Origin of the sequence: Pseudomonas sp. Tn43, from assembly GCF_014192635.1 — a bacterium.
GTDB lineage: Bacteria > Pseudomonadota > Gammaproteobacteria > Pseudomonadales > Pseudomonadaceae > Aquipseudomonas.
Map to the genome: position 1 here is coordinate 665,029 of NZ_JACHYG010000002.1, position 20,580 is coordinate 685,608.

General features: G+C 60.2%; 17 protein-coding genes. 11 read left to right on the forward strand and 6 right to left on the reverse strand.

Translation table 11 applies throughout. The features are described from left to right. Positions 1-72: 72 nt before the first annotated feature. Positions 73-966 (forward strand): DMT family transporter, encoded by an 894-nt coding sequence (locus tag FHW68_RS07365; protein WP_183679624.1) that lies wholly within the window; start codon positions 73-75, stop codon positions 964-966. Between the two features lie 7 nt (positions 967-973). On the opposite strand, the gene FHW68_RS07370 is transcribed toward FHW68_RS07365, so the two are convergent. Then, positions 974-2,599, reverse strand: coding sequence for an NADP-dependent glyceraldehyde-3-phosphate dehydrogenase (locus FHW68_RS07370; protein ID WP_095631904.1), 1,626 nt, complete (start codon positions 2,597-2,599; stop codon positions 974-976). Between the two features lie 331 nt (positions 2,600-2,930). Between FHW68_RS07370 and FHW68_RS07375 the strand changes: the two genes are divergently transcribed. The 6 genes from FHW68_RS07375 to FHW68_RS07400 all read left to right on the forward strand — a co-directional run bounded on the left by FHW68_RS07375 (position 2,931) and on the right by FHW68_RS07400 (position 12,065). After that, a complete protein-coding gene (locus tag FHW68_RS07375; protein WP_183679626.1) occupies positions 2,931-3,818 on the forward strand; it encodes a Dyp-type peroxidase in 888 nt (295 codons plus the stop codon). A gap of 273 nt (positions 3,819-4,091) precedes the next feature. Continuing rightward, positions 4,092-4,709: a transcriptional repressor LexA gene (gene lexA / locus FHW68_RS07380; protein WP_095631907.1), complete on the forward strand. Its 618-nt coding sequence runs from the start codon at positions 4,092-4,094 to the stop codon at positions 4,707-4,709. Beyond that, positions 4,709-5,326: a translesion DNA synthesis-associated protein ImuA gene (imuA, locus tag FHW68_RS07385; protein WP_008006531.1), complete on the forward strand. Its 618-nt coding sequence runs from the start codon at positions 4,709-4,711 to the stop codon at positions 5,324-5,326. Before lexA ends, imuA begins: the two co-directional genes overlap by 1 nt. A 7-nt stretch (positions 5,327-5,333) precedes the next feature. Beyond that, a complete protein-coding gene (locus FHW68_RS07390) occupies positions 5,334-6,749 on the forward strand; it encodes a DNA polymerase Y family protein (RefSeq protein ID WP_095631909.1) in 1,416 nt (471 codons plus the stop codon). Next, positions 6,725-9,823 (forward strand): error-prone DNA polymerase, encoded by a 3,099-nt coding sequence (locus tag FHW68_RS07395; RefSeq protein ID WP_311655152.1) that lies wholly within the window; start codon positions 6,725-6,727, stop codon positions 9,821-9,823. The genes FHW68_RS07390 and FHW68_RS07395 overlap by 25 nt, the downstream gene beginning before the upstream one ends. A gap of 130 nt (positions 9,824-9,953) precedes the next feature. Continuing rightward, entirely contained in the window at positions 9,954-12,065 is a 2,112-nt protein-coding gene (locus FHW68_RS07400) for a PAS domain-containing sensor histidine kinase (RefSeq protein ID WP_095631911.1), read from the forward strand. Between the two features lie 193 nt (positions 12,066-12,258). On the opposite strand, the gene FHW68_RS07405 is transcribed toward FHW68_RS07400, so the two are convergent. Then, positions 12,259-12,780 (reverse strand): DUF4142 domain-containing protein, encoded by a 522-nt coding sequence (locus FHW68_RS07405; RefSeq protein WP_095631912.1) that lies wholly within the window; start codon positions 12,778-12,780, stop codon positions 12,259-12,261. Positions 12,781-12,997: 217 nt separating this feature from the next. Here FHW68_RS07405 and FHW68_RS07410 point away from each other — a divergent pair, with 217 nt between their 5' ends. After that, entirely contained in the window at positions 12,998-13,240 is a 243-nt protein-coding gene (locus FHW68_RS07410) for a hypothetical protein (RefSeq protein ID WP_095631913.1), read from the forward strand. 106 nt (positions 13,241-13,346) lie between these two features. Further along, the gene (locus FHW68_RS07415) at positions 13,347-13,607 is read left to right on the forward strand and encodes a hypothetical protein (RefSeq protein ID WP_095631914.1); all 261 of its coding nucleotides are present in this window, start codon (positions 13,347-13,349) and stop codon (positions 13,605-13,607) included. Positions 13,608-13,728: 121 nt separating this feature from the next. On the opposite strand, the gene FHW68_RS07420 is transcribed toward FHW68_RS07415, so the two are convergent. The 4 genes from FHW68_RS07420 to FHW68_RS07435 all read right to left on the reverse strand — a co-directional run bounded on the left by FHW68_RS07420 (position 13,729) and on the right by FHW68_RS07435 (position 18,736). Continuing rightward, the gene (locus FHW68_RS07420) at positions 13,729-14,817 is read right to left on the reverse strand and encodes an SMP-30/gluconolactonase/LRE family protein (RefSeq protein ID WP_095631915.1); all 1,089 of its coding nucleotides are present in this window, start codon (positions 14,815-14,817) and stop codon (positions 13,729-13,731) included. After that, on the reverse strand, positions 14,814-15,959 hold the full coding sequence (locus FHW68_RS07425) for an SRPBCC family protein (protein ID WP_095631916.1): 1,146 nt from the start codon (positions 15,957-15,959) through the stop codon (positions 14,814-14,816). The genes FHW68_RS07420 and FHW68_RS07425 overlap by 4 nt, the downstream gene beginning before the upstream one ends. Before the next feature lie 110 nt (positions 15,960-16,069). Next, the gene (locus FHW68_RS07430; RefSeq protein ID WP_095631917.1) at positions 16,070-16,933 is read right to left on the reverse strand and encodes a LysR family transcriptional regulator; all 864 of its coding nucleotides are present in this window, start codon (positions 16,931-16,933) and stop codon (positions 16,070-16,072) included. 84 nt (positions 16,934-17,017) lie between these two features. Beyond that, entirely contained in the window at positions 17,018-18,736 is a 1,719-nt protein-coding gene (locus FHW68_RS07435) for a hydrogenase maturation protein (RefSeq protein WP_183679630.1), read from the reverse strand. Between the two features lie 258 nt (positions 18,737-18,994). On the opposite strand from FHW68_RS07435, the gene FHW68_RS07440 reads away from it, so the two are divergent. Together FHW68_RS07440 and FHW68_RS07445 are read left to right on the forward strand one after the other, a co-directional pair. Beyond that, positions 18,995-19,522 (forward strand): PAAR domain-containing protein, encoded by a 528-nt coding sequence (locus FHW68_RS07440; RefSeq protein ID WP_095631919.1) that lies wholly within the window; start codon positions 18,995-18,997, stop codon positions 19,520-19,522. 12 nt (positions 19,523-19,534) lie between these two features. Beyond that, entirely contained in the window at positions 19,535-20,575 is a 1,041-nt protein-coding gene (locus FHW68_RS07445; protein WP_183679632.1) for a hypothetical protein, read from the forward strand. The last annotated feature ends 5 nt before the right edge of the window (positions 20,576-20,580 follow it).

Consider the following 20,580-nt stretch of genomic DNA (forward strand, 5'->3'; position numbering starts at 1 on the left):
AGCCTGCTTTTTACGCTGGAGATGCCCCCAAATGGATTGGCATACTTTGCGCTCAAACACAGGAGGTTGATGATGGACAGAACAATACGTCGCGGCTCATTCGAAATGACCGCCGCCATGCTGATTTCCGGGACCATTGGCTGGTTCGTGCTGGTGTCCGGGCAACCGGTGCTGGACGTGGTGTTCTGGCGCTGCGTGTTTGGTGCCGCCACCTTATTGCTGATTTGCGCGGCGTTCGGCTTTCTGCGCCCTGGCATTTTGACGTCCACCACTTTTCTGCTGGCCGTACTGAGCGGTGTGGCGATTGTCGGTAACTGGGTGCTGTTGTTCGCGTCCTATTCCCGCGCCTCGATTGCCATTGGCACGGCAGTTTATAACGTCCAGCCGTTCATGCTGGTGGGGCTGGCTGCGTTGTTCCTGGGGGAGAAGATCACCCTGCAGAAGTTGTTCTGGCTGGGCATTTCCTTTCTTGGAATGCTGGCGATTGTCAGCGCACACGGTGAGCAGGGCGATGGCGGTAACGATTACCTGATGGGGATTGGTCTGGCGCTAGGGGCTGCCTTTCTGTACGCGATTGCCGCGTTGATCATCAAGCGCCTGACCGGCACACCACCGCATCTGATCGCATTGGTCCAGGTGTGCACCGGCGTGCTATTGCTCGCGCCCTTTGCGCATTTCTCGGCGATACCGCAAACGCCCGATGCCTGGGCCAGCCTGGTGACCCTGGGCATCGTGCATACCGGTCTGATGTATGTGCTGCTTTATGGCGCGATTCAAAAACTGCCGACAGCGCTGACCGGCGCGTTGTCGTTCATCTACCCGATTGCGGCGATTTTCGTCGACTGGTTCGCCTTCGGCCATCGCCTGGAGCCACTGCAATGGATCGGTGTCGCCGCGATTCTGCTGGCCGCTGCCGGGATGCAACAGGGTTGGAGCCTGAAGCTTCGGCGGGTAGCGGCGCAGTGAACAGGCCTCAGAAAATATAGTCGGTGGTCAGGAAACTCGAATTGCGTCCGCTGATGATCTCGCTGAGAAGCTCTTTGCTGCTTTCCTGGAACTTGGTCGCCACCAGGGTCCGAATCGAAAACACTCGCAGCGCATCGTGCACCGACAGTGTGCCCTCGGCAGAGTTCTTGCGGCCGTTGAATGGATAAGTGTCCGGACCGCGCTGGCATTGGGCATTAAGGTTAATCCGGCCGACCTGGTTGGCGAAGGTGTCCACCAGCCTGCCGACCGCCACCGGGTTGGTGCCGAAGATGCTCAATTGCTGGCCGAAATCGGATTCCAGGACGTAATCGATCACGGTGTCCAGATGACGGTAAGGCACGATCGGCACGACCGGGCCGAACTGTTCTTCCTGGTAGACGCGCATCTGCGGTGTCACCGGGTACAACACCGCCGGGTAGAAGAACGATGCGCGGGACTCACCGCCATTGGGGTTGACCACGGCTGCGCCTTTGCTGACGGCGTCCGCCACCAGGGTGTGCAGGTAATCGACCTTGCCTGATTCCGGCAATGGCGTCAGGGCCACGCCACTGTCCCACGGCATGCCGGGTTTGAGGCCGGCGAGTTTGGCGTTGAACTTCTCGATGAACGCTTCGACCACATCTTCATGGACGAAGAGAATTTTCAGCGCGGTGCAGCGTTGGCCGTTGAACGACAGGGAACCGGTGACGGCTTCGCTGACCGCATTGTCCAGATCGACCTCCGGCAGAACGATGCCGGGGTTCTTCGCATCCAGGCCCAGCGCGGCACGCAGGCGGTGAGGCCTTGGGTGGAGTTTTTTCAGGTCGCTGGCGGCCTTGTTGGTGCCGATGAATGCAAAGATATCGATCTTGCCGCTGGCCATCAGGGCGCTGACCGTCTCGCGGCCGCTGCCGTAGATGACGTTGATGACACCGGCCGGGAAGCTGTCACGAAAGGCTTCCAGCAACGGGCGAATCAACAGCACCCCAAGCTTGGCCGGCTTGAATACCACGGTATTGCCCATGATCAGCGCCGGAATCAGCGTAGTGAAGGTTTCGTTCAGCGGGTAATTGTAAGGCCCCATGCACAACGCCACGCCCAACGGCACGCGGCGGATCTGGCCGAGGGTGTCCTGCTCCAGTTCGAAGCGGCTGGAGCGGCGGTCGAGTTCCTTGAGGGCATTGATAGTGTCGACGATGTAGTCGCAGGTGCGGTCGAACTCTTTTTCCGAGTCCTTGAGATTTTTACCGATCTCCCACATCAGCAACTTGACCACCGCCTCGCGCTGTTCGCGCATGCGAGCCAGGAAGGTTTCGACGTGCTGGATGCGCTCGGCCACGCGCATGGTCGGCCACAGGCCCTGGCCGCGGTCGTAGGCGCGGACGGCGGCGTCGAGCGCGGTCAATGCGGTGTCGGCATCGAGCAGCGGCGTGCTGCCCAGGATTACCTGCTCATCACCATTGGCACCGCTCAGGTACACCGGGCTGCGGACTTGGGCGAGGGGCCCGGACCAGGTTTTCAGTTCGCCATCGACCAGGTACTCGCGCTGCTCGATCGGGCCGTTGAGACGGTACTTTTCCGGGACGTTGTCGGCAGTGGGAAACAGGTTGCCAAGGATTTGTGCTGTGGTCATATCGCTACCCCGTCTGGATTGGGTGATGCTCTGATGAATCGTTTTAGCAGACCTCGGACTCGCTTGTCATGGCCCATTTTATGATTTTTTTGCTCGGCGTTATGGATCGTCGTAGCAGCTGCCGAGCCTGCGTTCGGCGGCGAAGCCGTCGCAAACCCTGTATGCAAGGTTTTCCTGACGCACCGCAATATCCGATTTCACGACGGCTTCGCCGCCGAACGCAGCCTTGCAGGCTCGGCAGCTGCTACAGGGGGCGGCGATCTTTTGCCCTGAAAACACACAAGTCACGATCCCCCGGTTAAACTTCACGCTCTTTTCTCAAGGAGTTCATATGAGTTATTACCAGCCGGGCATTCTCGCCACCCCTGTTCCGCCTCAAGCTCGTCATATGTTCTTCGCCCTTGAATCCGCCGAGGCACTGCCGGCTGCCCTGGACAACCTGATGCGCCTGGTGGACGGCAAGTCGGCTGTAGTCGGTTTCGGTGAGTCGTTGGTCAAGGCGCTGCACGCACAGGTCGATGGCCTGCGCGCTTTTCCGGCGCTGGTCGGTGTCGGTGTCGACAACCCGTCGACCCAACACGCGCTCTGGTGCTGGCTGCACGGGGTTGACCGTGGCGAACTGCTCAATCGCAGCCATGCGCTCGAAGCCGCGCTGGCACCGGCCTTGCGTCTGGTGCAAATGAACGAAACCTTCCGCCACATGACCGGGCATGACCTGACCGGTTACGAAGACGGCACCGAAAACCCTCACGATGAAGCCGCTGTGGCCGCTGCATTGTTGAGCGACGGCGCGGACGGTCTGGTCGGTGGCAGCTTCGCCGCGATCCAGCAGTGGCAGCATGATTTGAAAGGCTTCCACGCGTTGTCGCCCCATGAGAAAGACAACATCATGGGCCGTCGCTTGAGCGACAACGAAGAACTCGATGACGCGCCGATCTCTGCCCACGTCAAGCGCACCGCCCAGGAAAGCTTCACACCTGAAGCCTTCGTGGTCCGTCGCTCGATGCCATGGATCGAAGGCGATCGCGCCGGCCTGATGTTCCTGGCATTCGGTTTTTCCCTCGATGCGTTCGAATCCCAGTTGCGTCGCATGAGCGGTCTGGAAGACGGCATCACTGACGGCCTGTATCGCATCAGCCGGCCAATCACCGGCGGCTACTACTGGTGCCCACCGCTCAAGGACGGTCGCCTTGATCTGCGCGCACTGCGTATCGGCTAAACCTCAATAAATCGGACCCGCCGATGCCGGTTCTGTCTTGGTTGACGCCTTGAGCGACGATTACTGGCAAGTCCGCCACCCGCAGCCACGAACACGGCATCTACCTCGTTGCCCTACCTCTCAGGACTCACCTGAAACCTGTAGGCGCTGACGAGTGAAGCGAGGCTGCGATCTTTTGATGTTGTTCTTAAAGAGCAAGGATCAAAAGATCGCAGCCTCCTTTCATCGACAGATCCTACAAGTCCTTGTCAGGAAAATTTCAAAAGAGTACAAATGTACTCCATGACAACTTTAACTCCCCGTCGTACCGCCATCCTGACTTTCATCCGCGATCGAATCGCCGAACACGGTCAGTCCCCCAGCCTCGCTGAAATCAGCGAAGCCTTTGGCTTTGCCTCCCGCAGCGTGGCGCGCAAGCATGTGCTGGCGTTGACTGAGGCCGGTTTCATCGAGGTTAATCCGCATCAGGCGCGCGGCATTCGGCTGTTGAATCAGCCGCCGCGGCCTGAACTCCTGGATGTTCCAGTACTCGGTCGCGTGGCGGCTGGTGCGCCGATCGGTGCCGATGCCGAAGTCCACAGTCGTTTGCTGCTTGATCCATCAATCTTCTCGCGGGTACCCGATTACATGCTGCGGGTGCAGGGCGATTCGATGATCGAGGACGGCATTCTCGACGGCGATCTGGTGGGCGTGCGGCGCAATCCCGAAGCGGTCAACGGCCAGATCGTCGTGGCACGGCTCGACGGCGAAGTCACCATCAAGCGTTTCGAGCGGGCCGGCGATTCTGTTCGCCTGTTACCGCGCAATCCGGCTTACAAGCCGATCATTGTTCGAGCCGATCAGGACTTGGCCATCGAAGGCGTGTTCTGCGGTCTGGTGAGGCAAGGGTGATGGGCGCCGTCGTTGCGTTGGATACGCTGTTCAATGGCGGCCAGGTCTGGAAGGGCCGGCCTGCGCCACCGGCCGTCAGCCCGCAACCCACCGGGCATGCGGCGCTGGACGCGGCATTGCCCACAGGTGGCTGGCCGGAAGCGGCGCTGACTGAAATCCTGTTGGCCGGGCAGGGCGTGGGTGAGTTGCAACTGGTGTGGCCGGCGCTGGCGCGGCTGTCGGCGGCCGGGGAGCGCATCGTACTGGTGGCGCCGCCTTACGTGCCGTATCCCCAGGCCTGGCAGAATGCCGGGGTCGATTTACGGCAACTGTCGATCATCCAGGCCAGTGAGCGCGATGCGCTGTGGGCGGCGGAACAATGCCTGCGTTCGGGCAGTTGCGGGGCGGTGTTGTGCTGGCCGCACAAAGCCGACGATCGGGCATTGCGACGTTTGCAGGTGGCGGCGGAAACCGGCCAGACCCTGGCGTTCGCCTATCGCTCGCTCAGTGAGGCCATCAACCCGTCGCCAGCAGCCTTGCGCATCGCCATCGACGCCAAACCTGCGCAATTGCGGGTGCTCAAGTGCCGGGGCGGGCTGGCCCGTTCGGCGCCGATTGCCTTTGCCGTAGGGCATTGAGGTTGCCATGCGCTGGGTTTGCATTCTCTTCCCGCAATTGGCGCTGGACGCGGTATTGCGTCAGCGCCCCGACCCCGATGAGCCGCTGGCGCTGCTGACCGGCCCGGCCCAGCGTCGGGTGCTGCAAGCGGTCAACGGTTCGGCGCGGGCGCTGGGCTTGCGGCCCGGCCAGTCGATGACCGCCGCTCAGGCCCTGAGCAAAGGGTTTGTCACCGCCGAATACGACGCCGCCCAGATCGAACACTGGCAGCAATTCCTGGCCGCCTGGGCCTATCGGTTCAGCTCTCAGGTCAGCGTGCATTACCCGCGTGCGGTGGTGTTTGAAATCGAATCCAGCCTGGGCTTGTTCGGGACCTGGCCGCAGTTCGAGGCGCGATTGCGGGCCGAACTTGGCGAACTGGGGTTTCGTCACCGGATTGTCGCCGCGCCCAACCCGGTGGCGGCGCGAGTATTGGCCAACGTTTATGACGGTCTGGTGGTGCCGGACAATGACGCTTTGCAGCATCATCTCGGGCAGTTGCCCATCGACCGGATCGCCTTGGAGCCAAACGTTGCCACGGCCCTGTCGCGCATGGGGCTGCGCACGTTGAGTCAGGTGCAGGCGTTGCCACGACATAGCCTGGCCCGGCGTTTCGAGGCCCAGGTGCTCAAGCATCTGGACACCCTGTTCGGCTTACGGCACCTGGCGCTGGCGTTTTACCTGCCGCCGGACCGTTTCGATGTGCGCATCGAACTCAACTTCGATGTGCAATCCCATCAGGCATTGCTGTTTCCGTTGCGCAGGCTGACTGGCGACCTGGCGGCGTTCCTCTGCGGACGGGACAGCGGTGTGCAACGTTTTGACCTGCACCTGGAGCACGCCGGGTTACCAGACACGCTGATCAAGGTCGGCCTGCTCAGCGCCGAGCGTGATCCGGCGATGCTGTTCGAACTGGCCCGGGGGCGTCTGGAACAGGTGCAGGTCGAGGCGCCGGTGCGCGGTTTTCGTCTGCGCGCTGAAGACTTGCCGACCTTTGTGCCCCAATACCAGGAACTGTTCGATGATCGTCCGCAACAATCCTTGCCTTGGGAGCAACTGCGCGAACGCTTGCGCGCACGGCTGGGGGATGACGCGGTGCAAGGCTTGCGGTTCCAGGCCGATCACCGGCCGGAATGCGCGTGGCAGGCCCGTGTCGACAGCCAGATTTGTGGGACGCTGCCTGCGGTGCAACGACCAGGCTGGTTGCTGACGGAGCCGCAGGCCGTACACGAAGGTTCGACGCGCATCCTCATGGGGCCGGAACGTATCGAGTCGGGCTGGTGGGACGGCGACGATGTGCGCCGCGATTATTACCTGATCGAAACCCGTTCCGGTCAGCAGGGCTGGGCCTATCGGGCGGTGGGCGAAGGCGGTCCGTTGTGGCTGCAAGGCTGGTTCGCATGAGTGTCGATTATGCCGAGCTGCACTGCCTGTCGAACTTCAGTTTTCAGCGCGGTGCCTCGAGTGCGCTTGAGCTTTTTCAGCGGGCAAAACAGCAGGGCTATCAAGCGCTGGCGATTACCGATGAATGCACCCTGGCGGGCATCGTCCGCGCCTGGCAGGCGGCCAAGGCCGTGGAATTGCCGCTGATCATCGGCAGTGAAATACGCATCGAAGACGGCCCGAAACTGGTGCTGCTGGTGGAAAGCCTCGAGGGTTATCAAACCCTGTGCCGTCTGATTACCCGCGCCAGACGCCGTATGCAGAAAGGTCAGTATCAGGTGCTGCGGAAGGATGTCGCCGAGCCGTTGCCGGGGCTGTTGGCGCTGTGGGTGCCGGACGCCGTCGATGACTTTGAGCAGGGCCATTGGCTCAAGCAAGTTTTCGCCGAGCGTCTGTGGTTGAGCGTTCAGTTGCATCGCGGGCAAGACGACACCCAACGACTGGCGGCGTTGCTGACCCTGGCGCGGGAATTGCGAATCCCGGCGGTGGCCAGCGGCGATGTGCATATGCACGCCCGTGGCCGTCGCGCCTTGCAGGACACCATGACCGCGATTCGTCATCACCTGCCGGTGGCCGAGGCCGGGTTGCGCCTGCACCCCAATGGCGAACGGCATTTGCGCAGCCTCGACGCCTTGCGCGATCTTTATCCGCAGGCACTGCTCGACGAAACGCTGAACATCGCCCGGCGCTGCACGTTCGACCTCGCTCAGTTGCGTTATCAATATCCCCGGGAGCTGGTGCCTGAAGGGCGCACGGCCACGTCCTGGCTGCGGGAGTTGGCCGAGAAGGGTGTTCGGTGGCGCTGGGAAAAAGGCCCTAAAGCCGAGGTGTTGGCGCAGATCGACAAGGAACTGCAACTGATTGCCGAGCTGGGGTACGAAAATTATTTCCTGACCGTTCACGACATTGTCAATTTCGCCCGCAAGCAACACATTCTGTGTCAGGGGCGCGGTTCTGCGGCCAACTCGGCGGTGTGCTACGTGTTGGGGATTACGGAGATCGATCCGGAGCGGAGCACGTTGCTGTTCGAGCGTTTTCTCTCCAAAGAGCGCAACGAGCCGCCGGATATCGACGTGGATTTCGAGCACGAGCGGCGTGAAGAAGTCCTGCAATACGTGTTCCAGCGTTATGGCCGCGCCCGCGCGGCGCTGACGGCGGTGGTCAGTACTTACCATGGTGCCGGCGCAGTCCGCGATGTGGCCAAGGCACTGGGTTTGCCGCCGGATCAGGTCAACGCCCTGGCCGACTGTTGCGGCCACTGGAGTGATCAGGCGCCACCCGTCGAGCGCCTGCGTGAAGGTGGTTTCGATCCTGACAGCCCCGTGTTGCGCCGGGTGCTGAGCCTGACGGGGCAATTGATCGGTTTTCCCCGGCACCTGTCCCAGCACCCTGGCGGTTTCGTGATTTCCGAGCAGCCCCTGGACAGCCTGGTGCCGGTCGAGAACGCCGCCATGGCCGAGCGCACCATCATCCAGTGGGACAAGGACGATCTGGATGCGGTCGGGCTGCTCAAGGTCGATATTCTGGCGCTGGGCATGCTCAGTGCGATTCGCCGTTGTTTCGACCTGCTGCGACGGCACCGCGGCCGGGACTTGAGCCTGGCAACGGTACCGGCCGAAGACCCGCAAACCTACGAGATGATCGGCCGCGCCGATACCATCGGGGTGTTCCAGATTGAATCCCGGGCCCAGATGTCGATGCTGCCCAGGCTCAAGCCCACGACCTTCTATGACCTGGTGATTGAGGTGGCGATCGTTCGTCCGGGACCGATTCAGGGCGGAATGGTGCATCCCTATCTGCGGCGGCGTAACGGTGAAGAAGAGGTGATCTACCCGTCGAAAGAACTCGAAGCGGTGCTAAAGCGTACCTTGGGCGTACCGCTGTTTCAGGAGCAAGTGATGCAGATCGCGATTGTCGCCGCCGACTACAGTCCCGGCGAGGCCGATCAATTGCGCCGCTCCATGGCCGCCTGGAAACGCCACGGCGGACTGGAACCGCATAAGGAGCGCCTGGCCGACGGGATGAAGAAAAACGGCTACACGGCAGAGTTCGCCGCACAGATTTTCGAACAGATCAAAGGCTTCGGCAATTACGGCTTTCCCGAATCCCACGCCGCCAGTTTTGCCTTGCTGACCTATGCCAGTTGCTGGTTGAAATGCCACGAGCCGGCGGCGTTTGCCTGTGCGCTGATCAACAGCTGGCCCATGGGTTTCTACAGCCCGGATCAGATTCTTCAGGACGCCCGTCGGCATCATTTGCAGATTCGTCCGGTGGACGTGCGGGCCAGTGACTGGGATTGCAGCCTGGAACCGATTACCGGCGCGCAGCCGGCCATTCGCATGGGGTTGCGGATGATCAAGGGCTTTCGCGAGGACGATGCCAGGCGCATTGAAGTTGCACGGTCGAAAGGGGCGTTTGCCGATATCGCCGACCTTGGCGAACGGGCACGACTCGATGCCCGCGCCCAGGAGCAACTGGCCGATGCCGGAGCCTTGCGCGGGCTGGCCGGTGACCGGCATCGGGCGCGTTGGGAGGTGGCGGGGGTGCAAAAGCAGCTCGGCTTGTTTGCCGGTTTACCGAGCCAGGAAGAGCCGAGGGTATCTTTGCCCAAACCCACCGTGGGCGAGGACTTGCAAGCCGATTACAACAGTCTTGGTACTACCCTCGGCCCACATCCGCTGGCATTGCTGCGAGGCGAGTTGAAAGCCCGGCGTTGCCGCAGTTCGAAGGAGCTGATGGATGTCGAGCACGGTCGACCGGTCAGCGTCGCCGGGCTGGTCACCGGTCGGCAACGTCCGGGGACCGCCAGCGGCGTAACCTTCGTGACGCTTGAAGACGAGTTCGGCAACGTCAACGTGGTGGTCTGGCGCGACCTGGCCGAACGGCAACGGCAGGTCCTGGTCGGCTCGCAATTGCTCAAGGTCGATGGGCGCTGGGAAAAGGAAGGGGAGGTGCGGCATCTGATTGCCGGCCGCCTGAGCGACCTGAGTTCACTGCTCGACGGTATCCATGTGCGCAGCCGGGATTTCCGCTGAACTTTGACATTCAGCTATACCTCTATGAAACCATTGGCGTCGGCGATGCTCGAAACAAACGGGCACGCACCGTCTCCTCACGCCGTTGTACTGCCTGAAAACATGTCATCCACAGGACATAGGCCAGTCGATGCAGTTTCTAGACAATAGCCACGGATGTACCGGCTGGAGCGGTGAAATGGCCGAACGCATCCGCACGTTCGACTGGAGCCTGACCGAACTCGGGCACATCGATACCTGGCCCGGGAGCCTGTGCAGCGCGGTGCAGTTATTGCTCGCCTCACCCCTGCCGATGGTGATGTTGTGGGGCCGGCCCGGTTACATGATCTATAACGATGCCTACTCGAGATTTGCCGGAGGGCGACATCCTTACCTGTTGGGTTCCCCGGTGGAATTGGGCTGGCCAGAGGTTGCCGAATTCAATCGGCATGTGGTGGATACCTGCCTGGCGGGCGGCACTTTGTCCTATCACAACAAAGCCCTGGTGCTGTTGCGTGATGGCATACCCGAAGATGTCTGGATGGATCTTTACTACAGCCCTGTCGCCGATGATGACGGGCATCCCGCCGGCGTCATGGCGATAGTGGTCGACACCACTGACCATGTGATTTCCGAGCGCCGGCGCCAGGAAGCCGAACGCGCTTATCGCGCCGACAACGAAAGAGTTCGCCTGGCGCTCAATGCCGGGGCTTTGCTCGGTTCATTCGTCTGGGATATCAAGGCTGATGTGCTGTCTGCCGACGAACGCTTCGCCCGCACGTTTTCCTACCCGCCCGATCAGGACCTGGCCAACCTGCCACCGCTCATCGCCGAGATGCAGATTCATCCCGATGACCGGGGTTGGGTTCAGGAGCGGATCAATCAATCGGTGGAAACCGGCATCCCCTATAACGCCGAGTACCGGGTGCTGCGGCCCGATGGCAGTTACCTGTGGGTGCTGGCCAGCGGGTGTTGCGAGTTCGATGAAAAAGGCGAGGCGTTCCGCTTTCCCGGGGTGTTGATTGACATTCATGAACGCAAGACCGCCGAAGAATCCTTGCTCAAATTCACCCGCAACCTGGAGCAGCGAGTCGCCGATGAAGTCGAAGCGCGGTTGGCGGCCGAAGAACAGTTGCGTCAGTCACAGAAACTCGAAGCCATCGGCGGTCTTACCGGCGGCGTGGCCCATGACTTCAATAACCTGTTGCAAGTCATCGCCGGCAACCTGCATTTGCTGGCGCGTCACGAGCCGGACAACGCCAACGTGCAACGCCGGGTCAGTGCGTCGATTGCCGCGGTCGAGCGCGGTGCCAAATTGTCGTCGCAATTGCTCGCGTTCGCCCGTCGTCAGCCTTTGTCGCCGGCGGTCTGCGATCCACGGCAGATCTTCGAAGGGCTGGGAGAATTATTGCAACGGGCGCTGGGGGAGACTATCCAGATCAAGGTGACGGCGCCTGACCATTCATGGCATCTCTACGTGGATCGCAATCAACTGGAAAACGCCATTCTCAACCTGGCGATCAACGCCCGAGACGCCATGAGCGGCGAGGGGATCATTGCCCTCAGCGCCGAGAACATTGCCCTCGACCGCAAGTTTTGCGCAGGCAAGGGCATCGTGGCCGGCGACTATGTTTGCGTCGCGGTAGCTGACACGGGTGTCGGCATGCCGCCTCAAGTGCTCGCCCAAGCCTTTGAACCGTTTTTCACCACCAAGGCCGATGGCCAGGGCACCGGCCTGGGTTTGAGCATGGTGTTCGGTTTCGTCAAGCAGAGCGGTGGCCACATCGAGATTTCCAGCGTCGTCGGGCAGGGCACTCGGGTGCAGTTGTATTTCCCGCGCAGTTTGCGCCCGTTGCCCGGTGAAACAACGCGCCATGATCCGCAGCATCGGGGCGGGCACGAAACCATTCTGGTGGTCGAGGACAACGAAGCGGTGCGTGGCTCGGCGGTGGATTTATTGCGTGAAGGGGGCTATCAGGTGCTGACCGCGGCCAACGGTGACCTGGCCATGCAAATGTTGCTCGATGGCGCGTCGGTGGACCTGATTTTTACCGATGTGGTCATGCCCGGTCTGATCAAAAGCGCGGACCTGGCCGCTTGGGCCAAGGTACAGAATCCACCGGTGGCGGTGCTGTTTACCTCCGGCCACACCCGGGACATCATTTCGCGCAATCACCAACTGAGCCCCGACACTTATTTGCTGAGCAAACCGTATGGCCCTGAAGCGCTGTTGAATAAGATCCGCAACGTACTGGGAGGTTGAGACTTGCAGGCTGTAATGCGATCGCCCCTGTAGAAGCGAGGCTTGCCCGCGAAGAACGATGACGCGGAGTACCTGATACACACGCGGGGGTTCTTGTTCGCGGGCAAGCCTCGCTCCTACAGGGGACTAACCGACCGGCATCAAGGCTTACCCGCGATGAGCGATCACCGGGCAAGCCTTGTTCCTGTGGAGATTATTTATCGGGATGAGCTGCCTGAAGTTTTTTCGCCATATCCAGATGTTTTTCCAGCGTAGGCAGCATTTTTTTTGCAAAGGCCGTGAGATCGGTGGCGCCTTTGGTTTCGTCGTCCGTTACTGTGTTGGCTTGTTTTTTGAACCGTTCAATCGTTTCCTCGTGAGCCTTCACCTGATTGTTGGCATAGGCCCTGTCGAAGGACTCATCGCGCAAGTCGAGAATTTTTTCCTTGGCCTGTTTGACCACCGTTGTGGTGTCCGGCATCTCGATGTCGTGCTTTTTCGCCAGGGCTGCCAGCTCTTCATTGGCTTTGGAATGATCGGTGACCATCATATTGGCGAACGCCTTGACGTCGGCTGATGAGCTTTTTTCCAGGGCCAGTTTGCTGGTCTCGACTTCCGCGATGCCACCCTCGGCCGCGTCATCGACGAAGTCGTTGGAAGTGGCGGCAAAGGCCGTGCCCATGCCGGTGCTCAAGGCTACGGCCAGGGCGAGGTGACGCAGATTGAATCCGTCCATCGGTCATTCTCCACACAGGTTTTATGGGCGATCCAGGTGATCGTTAATCAATGGAGGCAGACGATCGGGCAAAGGTTTTATCGCATTTGCGACAGGACGACGAACGGACACCGTTGGTCTGATAGACGGTCGACAGAACACCCTATGCAAGGCCATTCTGATAGCTGGTGAACGCAATTGATCGCGTTCGCTACCGATTAACCAACGGAGGTGTTCCATGCCGGTGACTCATGACCTTTATCAGGATTTGCGCTGCACGAAGGAAGAGATCCAGCAAAAACGCACCAAGGATCCGTTACTGGATTCACTGCTCAACAAGTACTCCCAGACGGACGCGGAAGTGGTGAAAGCCGAGTCTGGACAATCGAATGCACTCAGCGATGACGAATTGAAGAAGCTCAAGGAGAAGCGCGTGCTGGTTAAGAACAAGATCGTTGAACGACTCCAGACGCCATCCTGACATCCATGGCAAATCACCGACGACCGGTGACTGAAAAAGTGGAACGTGACAAATACCGGCACCTCGAACGATCAGAGCCGACTTTGCGGCCCATGCGAGGTGCCCCATGCCCCCTTCAGACTTTCCCGATAAAGAAAAATACCCCAGCGAAAAACAGGGCGGTTATGACCCGATTCCGAAACATCCGGACCCCCTGAGCCCGGGGCGCACCACCGTCAACCCCGAGGATGAACCGGGCATTGATGAATTGCCGGACAATGAGGACATAACGCCTCTGGAACAGGATGACGTCACCGACATCGACCCGGAGCGAGTGCGCGAAGAGACAGACAATTCGGTACGCGATGGTGAGATGGATCCGCGGTGATTCAAGACCAAAAGATCGCAGCCTTCGCCAGCTCCCACAGTTAACCGCGCGCACCGTGATCTTGCGGATGCACCCGAACCCGTAGGAGCTGCCGAAGGCTGCGATCTTTTTGGCTGCACGCCTACTTCAATGCCGTACTCAACGGCAACCGCGCCATGTGCCGCGCTTTCAGCGACCCCAGATACAACCAGTCTCCATACTCGCGCACGGTGGTGATGGGAGAGTAGTTGCCGCTGCTGGCGTCCTGTAGATTGGCGATCACTTGACCGTCGAGGTCCAGGCCGAGGGCGAAGGCGCGGTTCTCCACCGGTATGGGCAGGATCGTCATCGCACGCACGATCATTTTGCGTATCAGCGGGTAGGGCGCCGTGGCGTCGAGCAATGCATTGCGCGGGGCATACAGCGCCACCCAGAAACGGTCGCGGCCATTGAATGCCAGGTTGTCCGGCAGCCCTGGCAAATTGTCGATGAACAGATCGTGGGTCCCGGCTTTCGGCCCGGTCAGCCAATAGCGGCTGATGCGATAGGCGCCGGTTTCGTTGACTAGCACAAACGCGTCGTCAGGCCCCAGGGTTACGCCGTTGGCGAACTCCAGTTTATCCAGCAGGACCGTCGTTTTGCCTGTCTGGAAGTCATATCGCAGCAATCGGCCGTCGCCGCCGTGCTCGATGATCGCCTCGCCATCCTTGCCGTAACCCCATCGGCTGGACGCATCGCTGAAATAGGCGTAATGCCCTGACTTGTCGATGACCACGTCGTCGGTAAAGCCGAAGGGCACGTTATTGGCGGTGGTGCTCAATGCAATCACACGGCCCTGTGCATCGAGCGACAGCAAACCCTTGACCCCGTCGGCGATTACCAGCATGCCATTGGGATGGCGCGCCAGGCCCAATGGCCTGCCACCGGTATCGGCCAGCACCTTGGTGGTATTGCCGTCGAGGCTGGTGCTAATCAATCGGCCGTCATGCAGGCCGGTGATGAGGATGTTGTCTTCCAGCAGCAATGCCTCCGGGCCGTCGATGTCAGCAGCACCGACACGTTCCACGCCTTTGAGGCGCTGATTGTCTGTGTAGATGCCATCGATGAGGGAGGGCGCCGGTGACGGTGTCCAGGCAATCGGTTGGACCTTGGTGGGTAATAACAGCAAGAAGCCGCCGATCACGATGATCAGCAGCAACAATAAATACCGAAACCTGAGGGCTCTTTTCACGCGATGACTCCTGTCGAGGCCAGATGTTTTTGCGCTATCTCCCGTAACGCCTGCATCGATTGCGCCGATTCACGCTCAATGCGCCGCTTGAGCAACAATCGATTGGCGATGCGCATCAGTACACCGCTGAAGCAATATTCCAGGGTGCGGACAAACCGTGTGCCATCGCCAAAAGCCTCGCACTCGTAAGTCAACACCAACGACAGCCCATGATCGTCCCGGGCCCGAGCGCTCCAGCGACGGCCGGGCAAGTATTCGTCGACTTCCCAACTCAAATGTCCCTCACGCCCGCCGGCCCGAATGTCTTCCTCGAACCGCGCTCCGGCATACAGCGGGCCGCTCTGGCCATCGACCTTGAGAGAGGACGGATGCCACTGCGGCCAAAGTGTCGCGGTGCTGGCGTAGGCGAGCACGGCGAGCGGATTTCCTGCGATGTCGACCACGTGCTGCAGGCGGGTCATGGGCATTCTCGTCAGGTGCGGGGACGCTTTTTCCGACTCCCAATACAAGGTGCCGAACAAGTAGTCCATCAGTGGAAACACGATATTGAAATTGCGCTCCTGCATCAGCTCGCGGCGGTGGTGCAGTTCATGCAGACGGCGCATCTGGCGAATCCACGGCAGACGTGTCAACGGGTTGCCGGGTGGTAGATGTTCGCAAGCGTGGAACACCTCATAAGTCAGGTAACCGAGGACCATGCAACCGCCGAACAGCCCCGCGACGTTGTCATTGAGCTGAGCCAGCAGCCACCAGGCGGGCGCGGTAATGAGGAGGGTGTGCAACACAATCAGCCAGGCCGGAAACAGAATCACCCGCCAGTCGCGTGCATTGTCATAGGTCATGTGGCCGGGGGTGAAAAAGCTGTGATGGTCACCCGCGTGACGGGCATAGAACATTCGCGCCAGACGCTTTTTGTGGTGCCCCAGATGCCGATGTACGACATAAACGCCGAAGTTGAAGAACAGCAAGGTCAGCGGTACCGTCAGCCATTCCAAGGGGTGTACCTGATGCACGGTGCTCCAGAACACGCCGATGGCCAGCAACCCGAACAGCAACACAAAGCCGCCATGCAGCCAAGGGTTGTAGAGCGGATGAATATCGGCACGGTAGCGCGCGCGAAATGCTTCGGTGGTCTGCCTCACTGCGTTCACCTGTGGTTATTGTTACCACCAGCAGATTAGTCGATCCCGCCGCAGAGGCTGGCCCAACCTTGAGGCCACATGCGCCATGCTCCGGTGCAAGGCGCCTGGCGTCAGGTCAAGGGGTTCCAGCGTTGGGACCAATCGTCGTCTGATTTGATCACTTCACGCAGTAAGTCAAAGGCTCGTTGTAGGGTCGCCGAATCGCGGTCCCGGGAGTAAACCAGGTAAGTCGGATAGCTGAACTCCGGCGCCTTGGGCACTGGCTCCAGCACACCGCTTTCCAGATAGCTCTGGACCACGCGAGTGCGGAAATAACCGCTGCCGCCGTTTTCCAGGATGTATTGCAAGGCCAGCGGGCCGAGGTTGAAGCTCAGGGCTGCCTTGGCTTTTTCCGGCAGCGCGGCATCGTGCTGACGGCGGAAGTCCGGGCCCCAGTCGATATACACATACGGATCGGGCTGGCTGGCCAGGCGTACCAGAATGAGTTTTTCTTCCAGCACCTGCTCGACTTGCAGGCGTGGCCAATACTCGGGTTGATAGACCAGCGCCGCATCCAGCACCCCCAGCTCCAGTTGCCGCAGCAGGTTTTCGCCGTCGCGGATTTCCATGCGCAGGGCGTGGCTGGGGATTTTCTCGCGTAATTCGCCGGCCCAGCTGAGCATCAACGGGTTGCACAGACTGACCTCGCCGCCGATGTGCAGCACGTCGCGGTAGCCCTCGGGCAGCGGCAAGTCCCGGCGCGCGGCATCCCAGGTTTGCACCAATTGATTGGCGTAAATCACAAAGGCCTCACCGTTCGGTGTCAGGCGCGCCCCGGCGCGGTTGCGCACGAACAGCGTGCTGCCCAACTGACTTTCGAGCTTTTGCACGCGTGCGGTGATGGCGGTCTGGGTGACATGCAGCTTTTCGGCGGCCGCGGCCAGGCTGCCGTGGCGGACGATTTCCAGAAAGGTGCGGGCGAGGTCGATGTCCATGGGCAGGCCGATGCGGGAGGTGTGGGCATTGTAAGAGCAGGCGCCGCCAGCGGATAGAAAGCAAAATCAAAAGATCGCTACCGATCAGCCGGCCAGCTCAATCTCCTTCACCACCGCCCAATCGGCCACCAACCGCTGGGGCGAGCCACACGCCTTGCGCTTGAACACAAAATTTCGGCATTTTTCGGCAAACTGTTTGCGGTTCTGCACCATGTCCAGCTCCATCTCTTCCAGTTCGGCATTACGACAGTGTTGCGCCAGTTGAATATCGAACTGGCTTTTACGCTCACGTATCGCCTGATACGCCGGATCACTCAACGCACCATTGGCCCGCTGCAACAACCACAGGCCAAACTCGTCGGGGCAGCGTGGGCCGATTTCCTGGACCATGCCCAGTTGCAAGGCCTGCGTGGCGCTGATCGGCAGACAGTCTTCAGTGAGCTTTTGCGCCATGGCCTGGCCGACGGCGCGGGGCAGGCTGTAGGTCCAGTACTCGGAGCCGTACAGGCCCATGGTCTTGTAATGAGGGTTGAGCACGATACCGGACCGGGCCAAGACAATATCGGCAGTCAGTGCCAGCATCACGCCGCCAGCCCCGGCATTCCCGGTCAAGCCGCTGACCACCAGTTGCCGGGCGCTGAGCAGTTCCTGGCAGACGTCATCGATCGCCTGAATATTGGCCCAGGCTTCCAGCCCCGGCACCGCTGCAGCCTGGATCACGTTGAGGTGCACGCCGTTGGAGAAACTGCCGCGCCCACCCTTGATCAGCAGCACCTGGGTGTCCCGCAACTTGGCCCAGCGCAGGGCCTCTATCAGGCGCTGACACTGTTCGGTGCTCATCGCGCCGTTGTAAAACTCGAAGGTCAGTTCGCCGACATGGCCGGATTCGCGATAACGGATCGGTTGATAGCTTTCGTTGTTGAAGGGATGGGAGGCGATCGACCAATCAAGGGTAGGTACTTGCGCCAGCTGTTCGGCGAGCACATGCCGGGCCGGGCGCTTGAAGGTTTCTTCACCGGGCCGGGGTTTGCGTCGCAACGAACCGATCCACAGGCTGGTATCGCCGGTCGCCACCAGCACCGCGTCGTCGTGCACCGCGAGAATCTTTCCCGGCGTGCCGCTGCGCGAATCCAGGTGAGCGTCGTACAGGTAATACTGACCGCCGGCCAGGCTCGCCAATACGCCGGGCTGGCCGTCGGCGGCGTCGATGCAGCGTTTGATGAAGTGTGAGCTGTCGTGCCAGCTGAAGGATCGGTCAGCTTGTTTCATGTTCGGCTGCAAGCGGCCAATCACATGGCGTTGGCTGTAATCCAAGGGCACCGGCACGAAACCGTCGATGAATTTTTCCACCACTTCGTGGATGCAGGAGATCGCCGCATCGCTGACGCGCCCGTTGTACAACTCGGATTTGCGCAAGCCTTGAGGCAAGTTGAATTCACAAGTGGCCCAGACCGGCCCGGCATCCATTTCTTCCACCGCCTGCAACGCAGTCACGCCCCAGCGGTTGAGTTCACGGGTGATCGCCCAATCCAGCGCACTGGCGCCTCGGTCGCCGACAATGCCCGGATGAATGATCACCACGGGACGTTGGCGGTTGCTCCATAACTGTTGTGGTACCCGGTCCTTGAGGAACGGGCAGATCACCAGATCGGCGCCCGAGTGTTCGATTTGCTCGCACACCGCCTCTTGGTCGGTGAACAGCACCACGCTGGGCGAGTGGCCGGCCTGACGCAAATCCAGCCAGGCCCGCTGGGTCAGGCCGTTGAACGCTGACGCCAGCAGAATGATTTTCAATGACCGCACGATTGACTCTTCCTTGAGAATGACGGGCCGCAGGCTCCCAATGAGCCGTCCGTGGCCTTCGATGGAAGCGTGATAGTAGTGATTGCGGGGAAGAGAACAACTGATCGAGGTCAAGCTTGTGTCAGCGGGTGTTTCATTGGCGGTGTGAAGGCAGGCGAGTGAACCGCTTTTCGTACGCCAGGCATCGGGCATTAGCCCTATCAACAATCCCGTCTATCCGGTAAATTCCGCGTCCAAGCTCATACATGGATGTAGATGATGGCCAAACCTGCCGCTCGACTCAGCGATCTCAATGCCTGCCCGGTGACCGGTCATGGCACCAACCCCAGCACCAGCGGTTCACCCAACGTGAACATCAACGGCATGCCGGTCTTGCGTGTCGGTGACACCACCGCCTGCGGCGACACCGTGACCGAAGGTATCGGCAACATCCTGATCAATGGCAAGCCCATCGCCTTTCTGGGCAGCGCCACGGCCCATGGCGGCATGATCATCACCGGCTCCGGCGATGTGTTCGTCGGCACACAAGTCGGTGCCGCGCCGTTCACTCCGATCATCACCGTGCCCAAACACAGCGAACGCTTTCAACTGGTCGACGAGACCACAGGCGACGCCATTCCCGACATGCTCTATTGCATCGAAACCGGCGACGGCCAGCGCCTGGTCGGTCACACCGACAACCACGGCAACGCCGCACGGGTATTCACCGCTGAGCCCACCTCTGTTGTCGTGCAATGGGGCAAGGAAGCCGCCGCTCACCTGGATGCCCTGGGCATCGATTACTAAGGAGGAGCAAGCGTGGCAACGCCAAAGAAGAAGCAGGGCAAAACGAGCGATCAGCATGGGACGACGCAGGTCAAGGGAACGCTGGCGCAGGATTATGTGACGGTGGTGGGGGCGTCTTACATCAGTCTTGTGGCAAATATTCGTGGTCAACGTGGCAATATGATGAATTTCATCAATCAAGGAATTCGTCAGCTCAAAAGCTATCCGCCCTCCACGCAGAGCTATTCCATTCAAAGGGCTTTTTTTATATTCAAGGATGAGTACGACCCAAAACTGCTGGCCGAAGTCAAAAAAATAGTGACCGAGCGTTACGGTGCCGAGTATCGCGAGTACGACTCCATTTCACAGTTGGTTGACTTTGTTGCCACGCGAAAGCGCCGGGGCAGGGAGATCAAGCAGATGGACTTTTTCTCTCATGGTGTCGTGGGCAGTATTGAGCTGGGATACGAACTCGATAAGCGCGATAGCTATCGGTTGCGTGATGCTCAGGCTCGTATGTTCACACCGGATGCCTTCGCCTATGGCGCAAAGATTTATTCCTATGCGTGCCGGACGGGGTTGGGAATCAATGCAGACTTGAAAGTGGGAGAGAATGAAAATCCTCACTACGAGCTCAGCTTGGCGCAAGTCATGGCGGACGCGACCGGAGCTGCGGTTTGGGCATTCCCCCGGCGTAGTCTGTATGACCAGACTTACGGAACCGACGAGGAACGTGCGACGGTGGAAAAAGCACCGGCCAAACTGGAAGCCGATAAGGCTGCGAGCCGCGCATACCGCAAAAAGCTTAGCGATTATCAGAGACGTTTGAGCGCTTATCGAGCGGCGCAGAAGGATGCCAATGCGCAACTGTCGAATGAGACTGCGCCCGCAGTTCCTGTCAAAACATTGAGTGAAAGGGATGCCGCGTTGTTGAAGCAGGCCCAAGGTAGGGAGCGCTACAAGGACACACTCGGGTATCCATTAGATGCTGAAGGCGCTATTCATGGGGTTCGGTCTGGCAATACACCTGACGGCGTTCCTAAAAAGCTGTGCGAATACAAGCCCGCCAAATGACCGCC